The organism is Algoriphagus sp. (assembly GCF_013373065.1).
GTDB lineage: Bacteria > Bacteroidota > Bacteroidia > Cytophagales > Cyclobacteriaceae > Algoriphagus.
The window spans coordinates 17,383-30,983 of sequence record NZ_JABXIN010000012.1; the positions used below are offsets into that span (position 1 = coordinate 17,383).

A 13,601-nucleotide genomic window follows, 5' to 3' on the forward strand; every position below is an offset into this window, starting at 1 on the left:
TCAACTTTCTGGAATGAAAGGTGTTTGATATAAAGGTGAAACTGAAAAACTATGAAGTTGAAATATTCCGTAGCATTTTTTTTCTTTCTGCTAGGGGCTCTTACAGAGGCCTTGGCCACACACATCCGAGCAGGTGAGATTATCGCAGAACGGATCTCCGTACAAACCTTAACTTACCGAATCACGGTAGTTGGCTACACTGATACACGTTCCAATGTAGTTTTTGGCCCGGGAGTGATCAATTTTGGAGATGGTCGGGAAGAGCAATTGAATACGGAAAGTGATTTTTCCTTGGTTGAACTTGTAGCTCCTCAGGTAGAAAAAAACACTTTTGTCATTACACATACATTCCAAGGACCTGGTACTTACACCATCCGTTTTCAGGAGTTCAACCGAAATGATTTGACCTTGAACATGGATAATTCCGTGGACACCCCTTTTTATGTAGAGACTCAAATCACAATTGATCCTTTTATTGGGGTCAATAATTCCCCCGTTCTTACGATTCCACCTGTGGATAATGGCGCAGTAAACGTTCGATTTATTCACAATCCAGGAGCTTATGACCCTGATGGAGATAGCTTAGCTTATGAATTGGATATTCCAAAACAAGCTTTCCAGAGACCAGTAAATAATTACAGAGACCCAAATGTCACTGAATTTTCTACAAATCAAGAATCAGGTGCCACTCCTGCTTTATTTTCAATTGATGAAATTTTCGGTGATTTAATTTGGGATGCCCCAGGTACAGCGGGACAGTTTAACGTTGCTTTCCGAATCAAAGAATTTAGAAAACTTGATGGTGTCTGGACTCAGATCGGATATGTAGTTCGGGACATGCAGATCATAATCGAAAACTCCAATAACCGCCGACCGGAATTAATTCTTCCACCCGATCTCTGTGTGGAAGCAGGAACCTTGATCGAAGAAATAATTCAAGGACAGGATCCGGACGGTGACCCCATCAAAATCGAGGTTTTTGGAGAACCAATGGAAATTACCACTTCCCCTGCTTCTTATAGTCCGGAACCAACTTTCCAAGATTCACCGGGAATCGTTGATTTCACCTGGCAAACAGTCTGCAACCATGTCCGGGCTCGGGAATACGATGTGCGCGTGCGAATCACGGACCAACCTCAATCAGGACCTTCCTTAGTGGACATTCGTACTTGGCGAATTAAGGTAATTGGACCGCCTCCTGTTTGGGATGATTTAGAGCAACAAACAGGAAGAACCGTAGAACTCAATTGGGATCCGTATGTCTGTGGAAATTCTGCAAGTGAAATGCAGGTTTGGAGACGAATAAATTCAGATCCATACGTACCAGATAGCTGTGAAACAGGAATCCGGGCAGGATATGAATTAATTGGAATCACAGATATGGAGACTTTCAGCTTCACCGATTTGAATGGAGGGGAAGGATTAGCTCCAGGAAACACCTACTGTTACCGCTTAGTAGCAGCATTCCCTGAGCCAAGATTGGGAGAAAGTATCGTTTCCGAAGAAATCTGTATTACCATCGATGTAGATGTTCCAATCATCACCAATGTAAGCATTGAGGCAACTAATGAACAGGATGGGGAAATATTTGTGAAATGGACTCCACCCTATGACATAGATTCCATTCAGTTTCCAGGCCCCTATTCCTATGAGCTCATCCGCCAAGAAGGTTTCACGGGATCTACAAATCGAATTAGTTTGGGTGTAACGAGCGATACGCTTTTTACAGATACAGGCTTGAATACAGAAGACCTTGTCTACAATTACAAAGTTATCCTTCTGGATAATGGAACGAAAATAGACACTTCCTCAACGGCCTCTTCTGTTAGGCTTGAACCAACGATTATCAACCAAGCCATTGAGTTGAATTGGAGGTTTGAAGTTCCTTGGAACAATTCTATTGGAGAATATAAGCATGAGGTCTACCGAAATAGAACTGATGCCAATGCCCAAGATGCCGACACTTTTGAGTTGATCGCAGAAGTGGATGTCACCCAGAATGGGTTCACCTTCTTAGATGATGGAAGTTTCAATGGAATTCCTCTTGAAAGAGAAATTGAATACTGTTACTATGTAATCACAAAAGGAGCTTACAATGTGGCAGGACTTGAATATCCATTGGAAAACAAGTCACAAATTGTTTGTGCAAAACCAGATGACAATCGACTTCCTTGTCCTCCGGTTCTGACTTTTGATGGGCCTGTTTGTTCTGAATATTTAGCAGAACAGCCTTGTAATACCAATACATATTTCCACGATTTAAGCTGGCAACCTAACTTCTCCGGGGATTGTGATGATGAACTTTCTGGTTATCGTTTGTATTACACCCCTGATGGAGAGGAAGGTCAGTTTGAGCTTATTGCCGAACTCAGTTCTTTGGAACTGTCTACACGGATTTCAAATCTAACCACCTTCCGAGGCTGCTATTACATTACTGCAATTGATCGATCTGGAAATGAAAGTGAACCAAGCAATATCGTATGCGTGGACAACTGTCCATTCTACGAACTTCCGAATGCCTTTACGCCAAATGGAGATGGCTTAAATGATACCTTTATTGCGTTTGACAATCCATTCTCCCAATGCCCACGCTTTGTTTTAGGCGTGGAAATATTCATTGTCAACCGTTGGGGTGCAGAAGTATTCAGCTACAATAGCTTGGAATCCTCAGAAAATGACGTGTTCATCCGTTGGGATGGAAGAGACAAAAACGGAAATGATCTTCCAGCAGGAACCTACTTCTACTCGGGTAAGGTAACCTTTGATGTGCTGGACCCGAGCCAAAAAGAGCAAGAGCTAAAAGGGACCATTCAAATTCTTCGATGAATGAATCCAAATCAGTAATATTCTTCGATGGAGTCTGTAATCTTTGCAACCGCTCCATCGATTTCATTCTGCAACGGGATAAAAAAAACCAGTTTCTTGTGGGTGCTTTGCAAGATGAGTTTTCCAAGAAAGTCCTTTCAAATTATTCGGTCAAACCGGATTATCTAGACTCATTGGTTTTGCTTGAAAAAGGCAAGATTTTTTACCGGAGTACTGCAGCCTTAAAAATAGCCAAACAACTGAGCGGACTTTGGCCACTATTTTATGGGTTCGTTGTTTTACCAAGCTGGCTAAGAGATCCTATTTATGATTGGATTGGACGAAATCGATATCGCTGGTTTGGAAAAAAATCTACCTGTAGAATCCCCACTCCAGAGGAAAGAGCTAAGTTCTTATCTCCTCAGACTTTTTCTCAAAAAGCCTGAATAATCATCCAATAAATCGGCATCCCCAAGGTAATATTGAATGGGAAGGTGATGGCTAAGGCCATTGGAATATAGAGCCCCTCATCTGCTTTAGGATTAGCGAGTTTCATCGCAGCAGGTACGGCAATGTAGGACGCACTCGCCGCCAAAATGGCAAAAATAAAGCGATCTCCTACTGCTGGGACTATCCAATAACTCAACACTGATACAATACTACCATTAATCAACGGGACCAAAATAGCAAAGACCGTTGAGAAGTACCCGTTTTTGAAAAATGCCTTTAACTTCCTCCCACTTCTTATCCCCATATCTAAAAGGAAAACAGCAAGAAAGCCTTTGAAAATATCCGTAACAAAAGGCTTGATACCTTCTGCCTGTTTCTCATCTGCTATCAATCCGATCACCAAACTACCCAAAATCAATAACACAGAACCGTTGGTAAAGGCATGTTTGACAATTCCTTTAACCCCACCTGGCGTTTTGTTATCAGAATATTTCCGAAGTAATATCACTCCGGAAATAATTGCCGGAGCTTCCATCAATGCCATTACGGCAACCATGTGTCCTCCAAATGTTTCTCCCTGGGTATCTAAAAATGAAGCAGCTGCAACAAAAGTCACCGCTGAAATCGAACCATAGGCAGCAGAAATAGCAGCAGCATTGGCTGTTCCCAAACGTGGGCGCAAAATAAAGAAGGTATAAAAGGGAACAGCAGCCGACAGAACCAATCCAAACACTAGGGCCCAGATGATATACATTTCAAATTGGCTATGGGAAAGCTCTTGACCACCTTTGAAGCCAATGGAAAGCATCAAGTAAAGAGCAATAAACTTGGCTGAGGTTGGAGGAATCTCCAAGTCACTTTTGAACTTAACCGCCAAGATTCCTAATACGAAGAAAAGAAGACTGGGATTGGTTAAGTTATTGATTAGAATTTCAAAATTCATGGCACAAAGATTTGTCAGAAAAAATTGTAATAAAATAAAAACATAATTTTTTTTTATCGTATTATATTTTTGTATCAGATTTAATTATGAATATTTCTTTTAATCAACTCCGTGCTTTACACGCTGTATCCAAATACCAAAGTATAACGAAAGCAGCAAAGTCCCTAGACATGACCCAGCCAGCTGTATCCATGCAGCTAAAAAATCTTCAGGATCAATTTGATGTTCCTTTGACTGAAGTGATAGGTAAAAAGGTTCATATCACTGAATTTGGGCAAGAATTAGTAGAGATTACTGAAAAGATTTTTGAGGAATTGGGGCAAATCGAGCAACGAATGCTTGAATTAAAAGGCTTATTAGCTGGAAAAATTCGCATTTCTTCAGTCTCCACCGGAAAATACATCATCCCTTATTTGATGGCGGAATTCATGAAACTTCACCCCCACGTAGAAATAAGTTTGGAAGTTTCTAACCGTTACAAAGTTCTAGCCCACTTGGAGGAAAATAGTACTGATTTAGCCTTGGTAACCCTTTCACCGGAGGACATGGATCTGGAGACATTGACCCTAGCCGAAAACAAATGGTTCCTCGTGTCTTCTCCTGAGCATGCTGAACATTATCAGAAATTAATCCAGGAAAATGAATGGCAAAAAATCCCTTTTATACTGCGGGAGAAAGGTTCTGGAACTCGGGTAATGATGGAGAAATTCTTTGAAGAACGGGATATCACTATTCAAAGTAAAATGGAACTTTCGACTAATGAAGCGGTCAAACAGGCTGTAATGGCTGGATTGGGAGCGACAATTTTATCTCAATACTCCATGCGAAAAGAGATCCCGGAAAAAAGAATCAAAATTCTGGAAGTAGAAGGCCTTCCATTAGAAGCTGATTGGAAGCTGGTATGGCTTCGTCAAAAAAAACATTCACCCGCTGTCATTGCCTTCATCCGCTGGATTTCTGAAAATCATCAGGAGGTCTTTGGTCGCCTTTTAGCCTAATCTCTTCTCCTCTGCCTTTGGGAAAAGCCCTATATTTGTGCCAATCAAACAACAGCGCATAATACGAGAACGGATCGCTGCATTCAGGAATGGTAGCATCTTTCTTTTTTAACCTCTTTATCATTAAAAGAAAATTATAAACATATGAAAGCATTTGTTTTTCCAGGGCAGGGAGCCCAATTCCCAGGGATGGGCAAGGAACTGTACGAAACCAATTCGGCAGCAAAGGAACTATTCGAGCAAGCCAATGAGATTCTTGGCTTCCGAATCACCGATGTGATGTTTGAAGGAACTACCGAAGAACTCAAACAAACACAAGTGACCCAGCCGGCTATTTTTCTTCATTCCGTGGTTTTGGCCAAAACAACTCCTGATTTCAACCCGGATATGGTCGCGGGACATTCCTTGGGAGAGTTTTCGGCTTTGGTGGCAAATGGTGTATTGGCTTTTGAAGATGGATTGAAACTTGTCTACCAGCGAGCAATGGCGATGCAGGAAGCATGCGAGATCAATCCCTCTGCGATGGCTGCCATTTTGGGTTTGGCGGATGAAAAAGTAGAAGGGATTTGCGCCAGCATTAAAGATGAAGTTGTGGTTCCGGCAAATTACAACTGTCCGGGTCAATTGGTTATTTCCGGGTCCAATCAGGGAATTGCTATTGCGTGTGAGAAAATGAAGGAAGCGGGAGCTAAACGTGCATTGCCACTTCCTGTTGGAGGAGCTTTCCATTCTCCTTTGATGGAGCCGGCACGCGAAAAACTTCAGAAAGCAATTGAAAACACCGTTTTCAATGAGGGAACTTGCCCAATATACCAGAATGTCAGCACCACTGCTGTAAGCGATGTCAACGAGATCAAAGCGAATTTGATAGCCCAGCTCACCGCACCGGTTAAATGGACCCAATCCGTCCAAAATATGGTTCAGGACGGCGCAACCGAATTTGTGGAATGCGGTCCGGGAAAAGTCCTCCAAGGATTAGTCAAAAAAATTCATCCGGAGGCCATCGTCTCTGGATTATAAAAACGGAGGACCTGCAAAAATGCAGGTCTTTTTTTAGCTACTCATCCAAAAGGACACCCAAAACAAAATAAAGCGGTAAATAATAAAACCAGGAATCACCCATAGGCCCAATACCAAACTCTTCCAGAGGGATTCCCATTTTGAAATAGTGAAAGCTCTTTTCATTTGAAAAAACCCATAAATCCAGATGGCGACTAAGAAAAATATGCTGAGAGAAGTCTCATTAAAAAACCACCCAAATCGAAAATCTAGTTGATTCTGAAGAAGAACAAATAAACCAGGCACCGCAACCAAAAAAATCAATATATAAAAACCATAGAAATAAGCTGCTTCCGCAAGAAAATCTAAGAAGTACAAATCTCTCCTCTTCCGAAACAGCACACGCAGTACCACTCCCTGCATAATCACCAAAATGATAAGCAGTAGTTTTGCTATGGATTCTGAATTCCGCTCGAATACTTCGGTGAATTCTTCCATTTTTAGTCCTTCATCCTGAACTTTTTGCTCCACTAATGGTCGCACAATTGCGCTGTAGGGCAAGCCGTTCATTTGGATATAAAGCGAGGTATTGAAAGTTGAAATGACAGGAAAAATGAAATAGATAAGGTTAGCAAAAAAGAACATTTGAAACGGAGATAGGTATTTTTTCCTAACACCCAAAATAAATGAGTGGGTCAACGCTCCCGGTTTGGAAATGAGAAGTTTGATTGTCCTGAAGAATTTTCCATCTGCCACGAAAACAGATGCTACCAATTCTTCTAAAAAATGACGAAGCTTTTTATCCTCAGGACTAATTCTTTTTTCTCCACATTCATGGCAAAAGGAACCCTGAAACAAGGTGTCACAAGCGGGACAACGTTCTCTTTGAGTATCCATATCAGAAAATTACCGTGGTATAAGTTGGGTAAAAAAAATGCTTTATTCAAAAAGCGTAAATCAACTCACCACCTTCACCCTTCTTGCCAAAGGAATACAAAGCAAGCTAAATGCAATAGCCAAATACCCAACAATATTATAATTGGTTAATTGCCCTGCAGCATTTTCTCCAATTATCATCCCAGCAATCAAAGAAGCCACACCAGTTGCTAATTGCTGAATAGCTGAGTTGAAACTCAGAAAACTCCCTCGATTTTCTGGCTTGGCAGTACCTGTAATGATAGCGGCAGCTGGAACATAGCGCCCATTCGAAGTCACAAAAAACATGGTAGAAACCATTAAAACAAAAGGAATGGGTGTAACCCCCAAATGCGTAATGATCGCAATCGGGATTACATTCAACGTCATGAAAATGGTGAAAATTCGAAGCTTCCCATATTTATCGGACATTTTTCCTACCCAGGGAGAAGTGAAGATAGTGAAAGCACCACCCGCCATATAAATGTAGGTCAATTGTAATTCAGTGAATCCCACATTGGCTACCGTGTAAGGGCTTAAAAAAGGAATGATCATAAACTGGCCAAACATCATCATCACCGATAGCGTGATGGCCCGCATTTGATTGGGATTACTTGTCACTCGACGAACCACGACCATAGGATGAGGACGTTGGAGTTCTTGTTCCAAATGACCTGAGATACTTGGAATGAATTTGAAAATCATCCCCAAACTGATAAAAGAAAGCGCTGTCAGAATAAAAAATGGGGTATGCCAATCCGAAAGACCCGCCAAAAACAAACCTAATGGAACCCCTAAAACAGAAGCAACCGAAAAAGCAGCCATGACCAAGCCCATCGCTCTTCCCCTTCGTACATCAGGAATTACATCGCCTATGATTGCTAAAATCAGGGCAGAAGTCAAGCCTCCAAAAAGCCCCGATAAGATTCGTGCCATTAATAAAATAAAATAGCTGGGGGAAAGAGCGCATCCAAGTGTCGCTATAGTAAAGCCAACATAGACCCATAAGAGAATTTGCTTTCGATCAAATCGATCCAAAAAGAAGGCTCCAAAGAAACTCGAAACCCCAGCACTAAATGTATAAGAAGAAACCAAAAGGCCAAACTCGCTTGGAGAAATCTCAAAAATCCGCATCAACTGCGGACCAAGCGGCATCAGAATCATAAAATCCACGATATGGATAAAATTGATTGCCGCTAATGTCCAAAGCAGTAACTTTTCCTTGTTCATAAAAATACTTTAGCCCAGAACCCAGTTTTCATTCCGATAGTTTTCCTCAGTTCCCTTTTATTTTTTGAATTGATCTTTTCAATTATTCAATTCCTAATACACCATATGTTTCGGGAATCTTCTCAATAATATCTGAGGCTATTGTTCCACGTTTATTCATTTCTCCCGCCAACTCTCCTGCTAAACCATGATGAAATACTCCACAAATAGCCGCATTCTCGGGTGAATATCCCATTCCCAGAAAAGCAGTAAGCATCCCTGTCAGGGTATCTCCTGCCCCTCCTGTTGCCATAAAGGGAGACCCTGTACTATTAAACATTTGTCTTCCATCTGGAAAAGAAATAAGTGTATTTGCGCCTTTAAGGACCAGAATCACCTGGTATTTCTTTGAAAAGTTCTTTGCCAACTCAATCCGCTCAAGCGAACTTTCAGTTTTCCCTACCAACCTCTCAAATTCACCCACATGTGGGGTGAGAATAGATTTAGGAGGGATTTTATCAATAAGGTCAGGATTTCTTGCCAGGAGGTTTAATGCATCTGCATCCAAGACTACCGGATTTTTAAAGTTTTTAAATAGTGATTCCAGTAGAATTTTTCGTTGCTCTATACCCCAACCTGGTCCAACTCCTATTGCATCATAATATTCCGGATTAGGAATTAAACCCCAAGAGACCATTGCCTCAGGTACGGCAGTTTGCACGATTATCCTCTCCGATTCTTCGATATGCACGCTCACCAAGCCAGCACCAGTACGGAGGGCGCTTTTGGCGGCCAAAACCATTGCCCCGATTTTACCAGGGCTCCCTCCTACCAAAAGTATTTTTCCAAAATCTCCTTTGTGTGAGAATCGATGGAATTTGCGATGTAAACTTGGGATATCTTTGGATTGAATGTAGAAAAAAGAAGAATCAAACTCTTCATAAATAGCGTCTCCAATTCCAATGTCAACCAGCCCTAATTCTCCTACTGCCATCGCATTTTCAGGAAGTAGAAGGGCTAATTTTGGAAAGGCAAAAGTTACTGTATAAGCTGCTGCTACTACATTCTGACCCGCAATTCCTTCAGAACTCAACCCACTTGGAATATCAACAGCTATTTTTATACCGCTTAAGTCATTGATCTTTTGAACCACTTCCTCGGCGGTATTTCGCAATTCACCTTTTAATCCAACCCCCAGGAACGCATCCAAAAAAATTGAATCAGCTTCAGGAGATACCTCTCTCCAATTTGTAAATTCAATCTCCTTGGGAAGACGGTCCAGATTTTTCTGGGCATCGGGACTAAGTTCGGCATCTTCATCAAAGCAAGCTGCAACAATTACTTCCCAACCCTTTTCATACAATATCCGAGCGATAGCCAACCCGTCCCCTCCATTATTTCCAGCACCAACAAAAACGTAGATACTTTTCTCCTTAGTAAAGTCCTTTCGGATAAACCAATGACAAAATCCTTGTGCTGCACGCTCCATCAAATCATAACTGGGTAGCGCATTCCAATCGCAATAAAGCTTGTCCAATTTTTTAACCGATCCTCCTTGTAAAATGCGAATCATAAGCTTAACCTGCTTTTACTGATAATTCTTTTTTAGGAATAGATACTAAAAGAAGAAACCCTAAACCTACAATGAAGAAAATTCCCAAGGATAAGGCTGAATTACGCATGCTACCCGTCAACTGCTCAATGATTCCATAAGAAAAGGTCCCTAATACGATTGCAATTTTCTCAGTCACATCATAGAAGCTAAAAAAACTAGCATGGTCTGTCGTGCTTTCTGGAATCAACTTGGAAAAGGTGGAGCGAGAAAGGGATTGAATTCCTCCCATTACTAAGCCGACTACAAATGCCAAAGCGAAAAACTCATAAACATTGTATACATAATAGGCTGCACCACAGATCAAGGTCCAAATCAAAACCATGATCACAAGGCTGATTTTGTTTCCATAGCGCTTGGAAATAAAGGCAAAAAGGTAACTCCCTATGATAGCCACAAATTGAATAATCAATATGGTCATGATCAATTGAGCTCCCGGAAGACCAAGTTCTTTATCTCCAAAAGTGGCAGCTAGATACATTACCGTTTGTACTCCCATAGAGTAGAAGAAAAAGGAAGCCAAAAATTTATTCATAACGGGCATGGTTCTAATTTGGCCAAGCACTTTTCGGATCTCCTGATAGCCATGAAAAAATAGCTCCCGTTTCAATTTCTTATTGTAGGGATTACTGGGTAATACTCGGAAGGGAATTTGTGAAAATCCAGCCCACCAAATCCCAGTAATCAAAAATGAAAGCCTTGCCGCCATCCCTCCTTCAGGAATTCCAAACACTCCAGGCATTTGAATCATGGCGAGGTTTAAAACCAAAAGGATTACACTTCCTATATAACCTAAGGCAAAGCCTTTGGCGCTCAACAAATCATATTCACTTTCTTTGGAAATTTCAGGTAGGAAGGCATTGTAAAACACAATACTTCCCGCATATCCAACACTAGCTGTTACACTACAAAGAATTCCCCATTCAAGATTATCACCGTCAAAAAAATAAAGTCCAATACAAGCCACGGAGCCCAAATAGGCAAAAAACTTCATGAACTCTAATTTTTTACCACTTGAATCAGCTATCCCAGAAAGAAGGGGAGATATCAAAGCAATTATTAAAAAGGAAAAAGAAATGGAATAGGAATAGAGAACGGTATTGATAATCTCAAACCCAAAAAAAGAGACGATTTCGGATCCATCAATTCCCTTCGTAACGGAATTGTAATAGACTGGAAATATCGTAGAAGTAATTACCAAGCTATACACCGAATTAGCCCAGTCATACATAGCCCAAGCATTTTGGACTTTCTTTCTGTTAGTAACGAGTAGAGACATATGGAAATAAAAAAAGCTACTTCAAAAGAAGTAGCTTTCAATATAAAGATTATTAATAATTAATTACGCACTACCTTTCCAACGGAAGCATAAAGAACTCGGCGAGCATCTGCTTCTCTAAGTTCAGTTTGAACGTCGGAGATAGGACCCATTTTCACGTCTTTATCCACTTTCATGGAAATAGTGATCATTCCTCTATCAGCTTCAGGAAGCGCATCGCGCTCTCTGTTTACCCACTGAATAATATCTGTGGTATTCATCAACGCATCATTTGCCTGAACCCGTGGTTCAGATCCATACAATGCAGTGTTCTTGGGCTTACCGATATAGATGTAAGAAATGAGAGTCTTCTTTTGCAGCTTCTGAAGCTGGGTAGCTTGCGGAATTTTCTGCTCTACCAAGATTTCCTGTTCTCTCAATACTGTTGTCACCATGAAGAAGAACAAAAGCATGAAGATAATATCAGGAAGCGCCGAGGTAGGGATACTTTCCGAGGTTTTCGTCTTTTTCTTAAACTTTGCCATATCAACTACCGATTTTATCAGGTTCTGCAATAGAAATCGCCATAGGGATTCCTTCTTTTCCTTTATCGATCAAAGCATCTTCTGCTTCATCTTTTCCAGTTAAGGTTCGGTATTCGTCTGTATCCAAATTTACGCGCTCCGCATAGATATCGAAATACGCTTTTTTCGCTAAGTCAAATACCTCTAAGTATTTTTCATAGGAAGTACCACGGTTGGTTTTAATGGATATAACTGCCTCACCAGGATGGTCAGATGATTCAGGATCTCTTTTGGCTTGCGCTCTAAGAGAAGCAGGAAGTGAGTTGAACAAGGCTTGTGCATCTTCATCAGGCGCACCGAAATTCAAAACAAAAGCTTTGATTTCCTCATCCAAACCCTCTGCATTTTCACGATACTCACCCTCTACCAGAAGATCATCATTTGCATTGACGAGGATCGTAAAGATATTACGCTCGTTTTTGTCGATTTCTGGTGGTGGATTATTCGGATCCAACTTCGGAGGAAGGACGTTCAAAATCCCTTTATCCGAAGCGATCGTTGTCGTCACGAGAAAGAAAATCAACAACAGGAAGGCGATATCCGCCATGGACCCTGCATTGACCTCCTGACTCATTCTGCTTTTACTTTTAGCCATAATTACTTAATAGCTTTATTGAATTCTGTAAATACAATACCTACAAGAGCTACAATTGCTAAAATGTAGGTTGTAATCAACATACCTCCTACAAACTGTGAACCCGTAGGAGTCAAGTTAAAGGGCTCTGCTTCGAATTTTGGAAGTACTTCGTTGCTAGACACAGAGTAAGCAATGAAGAACAACACAGCGATGGCCACGATCCCCACGACGGTCTTCAGCAAGGATTTCGGATTGTCTAATGACTTGATTAAAGGCATGACAATCGCGAAGAAAGCACCGAAGATCACTAGACCATATCCAACGTATAGGAAAATGTCATAAGTATCCATAATTGTTTCTTCTTTGGTGTTTGACTAATTAAATAAATTGGTACGAAATCAACCTGGAAATTACTTTCCAGTCAATTTGTGCTTCACAAGGATGTCTACCAAAGTGATAGAAGCATCTTCCATGTCGTTTACCAAAGAATCAATTTTAGCCACACAGTAGTTGTAGAACAACTGAAGGATGATCGCAACAATCAAACCTGCAACGGTTGTCAAGAGGGCGATCTTAATACCACCTGCTACAAGGGATGGAGAGATATCACCAGCTGCTTCGATAGAGTCGAATGCACCGATCATACCAATTACCGTACCCATGAACCCAAGCATTGGAGCAAGTGAAATGAATAGGGAGATCCAAACAAGACCTTTTTCCAATCGACCCATTTCTACGGATCCGTATGCGATGATAGATTTCTCTACCATTTCAATGCCTTCTGAGTATCTCATCAGACCTTGAGTAAAGATAGAAGCAACAGGTCCTTTAGTGCTTTTTGTAACGTCTTTAGCAGCTTCAACACCACCAGAAGACAAAGCATCTTCTACTTTAGAAAGAAGCTTCTTGGTATTAGTTGTTGAAAGGTTCAAGGTGATAATTCTTTCTAGAGCTACGGCAAGACCTAGAATCAAACAGATCAATACCGGAGTCATGAAGACAGGGTCACCTTCAATGAACTTCTCTTTTACCACCTGATGGAAACTTTGCTCCTCTGCTACAATTTCGTCATCGACGATCATAGGAGATGCAGCAGGCTCCTCTGCTACTGGTGTTGTTTCTTCTTGAGCCGCACTATCGGCTTCTGCTTCTTGTGCGTTAGCGAAAACAGGTGCAAACAAGATACCTGCCAGCATGAACAAAGCGATTAACTTTCTCATAATGTGAATTTTAAATAGACTTTTGATAAAG

At 41.1% G+C, this 13,601-nt stretch carries 13 protein-coding genes; 4 read left to right on the top strand and 9 right to left on the bottom strand.

Features of this window, described 5'->3' with window-relative positions; genetic code table 11:
* The first annotated feature begins 51 nt into the window (after positions 1 to 51).
* Both HWE15_RS08155 and HWE15_RS08160 read left to right on the top strand, forming a co-directional pair.
* Positions 52 to 2,826, top strand: a complete 2,775-nt coding sequence (locus tag HWE15_RS08155; protein WP_290507028.1) for a gliding motility-associated C-terminal domain-containing protein — start codon at positions 52 to 54, stop codon at positions 2,824 to 2,826.
* Entirely contained in the window at positions 2,823 to 3,251 is a 429-nt protein-coding gene (locus tag HWE15_RS08160) for a thiol-disulfide oxidoreductase DCC family protein (protein ID WP_290507029.1), read from the top strand. The genes HWE15_RS08155 and HWE15_RS08160 overlap by 4 nt, the downstream gene beginning before the upstream one ends.
* Here HWE15_RS08160 and HWE15_RS08165 read toward each other — a convergent pair.
* Positions 3,239 to 4,198: a sodium-dependent bicarbonate transport family permease gene (locus HWE15_RS08165; protein WP_290507030.1), complete on the bottom strand. Its 960-nt coding sequence runs from the start codon at positions 4,196 to 4,198 to the stop codon at positions 3,239 to 3,241. The two genes, HWE15_RS08160 and HWE15_RS08165, sit on opposite strands and share 13 nt — an antisense overlap.
* An 86-nt stretch (positions 4,199 to 4,284) precedes the next feature.
* On the opposite strand from HWE15_RS08165, the gene HWE15_RS08170 reads away from it, so the two are divergent.
* Both HWE15_RS08170 and fabD read left to right on the top strand, forming a co-directional pair.
* The gene (locus tag HWE15_RS08170) at positions 4,285 to 5,196 is read left to right on the top strand and encodes a LysR family transcriptional regulator (protein WP_290507031.1); all 912 of its coding nucleotides are present in this window, start codon (positions 4,285 to 4,287) and stop codon (positions 5,194 to 5,196) included.
* 144 nt (positions 5,197 to 5,340) lie between these two features.
* Positions 5,341 to 6,216, top strand: coding sequence for an ACP S-malonyltransferase (fabD, locus tag HWE15_RS08175; protein ID WP_290507032.1), 876 nt, complete (start codon positions 5,341 to 5,343; stop codon positions 6,214 to 6,216).
* Positions 6,217 to 6,249: 33 nt separating this feature from the next.
* Here fabD and HWE15_RS08180 read toward each other — a convergent pair whose 3' ends face one another.
* The 8 genes from HWE15_RS08180 to HWE15_RS08215 all read right to left on the bottom strand — a co-directional run bounded on the left by HWE15_RS08180 (position 6,250) and on the right by HWE15_RS08215 (position 13,570).
* On the bottom strand, positions 6,250 to 7,092 hold the full coding sequence (locus HWE15_RS08180) for a DUF3667 domain-containing protein (protein WP_290507033.1): 843 nt from the start codon (positions 7,090 to 7,092) through the stop codon (positions 6,250 to 6,252).
* Positions 7,093 to 7,152: 60 nt separating this feature from the next.
* Entirely contained in the window at positions 7,153 to 8,340 is a 1,188-nt protein-coding gene (locus HWE15_RS08185; protein ID WP_290507034.1) for an MFS transporter, read from the bottom strand.
* Between the two features lie 82 nt (positions 8,341 to 8,422).
* Complete coding sequence (locus HWE15_RS08190; RefSeq protein ID WP_290507035.1) at positions 8,423 to 9,892, bottom strand: NAD(P)H-hydrate dehydratase; 1,470 nt, start codon at positions 9,890 to 9,892, stop codon at positions 8,423 to 8,425.
* 4 nt (positions 9,893 to 9,896) lie between these two features.
* Complete coding sequence (locus HWE15_RS08195) at positions 9,897 to 11,210, bottom strand: MFS transporter (RefSeq protein ID WP_290507036.1); 1,314 nt, start codon at positions 11,208 to 11,210, stop codon at positions 9,897 to 9,899.
* 59 nt (positions 11,211 to 11,269) lie between these two features.
* Positions 11,270 to 11,734, bottom strand: a complete 465-nt coding sequence (locus HWE15_RS08200; protein WP_290507037.1) for a biopolymer transporter ExbD — start codon at positions 11,732 to 11,734, stop codon at positions 11,270 to 11,272.
* A gap of 1 nt (position 11,735) precedes the next feature.
* Positions 11,736 to 12,368 (bottom strand): biopolymer transporter ExbD, encoded by a 633-nt coding sequence (locus tag HWE15_RS08205; protein ID WP_290507038.1) that lies wholly within the window; start codon positions 12,366 to 12,368, stop codon positions 11,736 to 11,738.
* Positions 12,369 to 12,370: 2 nt separating this feature from the next.
* Entirely contained in the window at positions 12,371 to 12,700 is a 330-nt protein-coding gene (locus tag HWE15_RS08210) for a hypothetical protein (protein ID WP_290507039.1), read from the bottom strand.
* 60 nt (positions 12,701 to 12,760) lie between these two features.
* The gene (locus HWE15_RS08215; RefSeq protein ID WP_290507040.1) at positions 12,761 to 13,570 is read right to left on the bottom strand and encodes a MotA/TolQ/ExbB proton channel family protein; all 810 of its coding nucleotides are present in this window, start codon (positions 13,568 to 13,570) and stop codon (positions 12,761 to 12,763) included.
* Between the last annotated feature and the right edge of the window lie 31 nt (positions 13,571 to 13,601).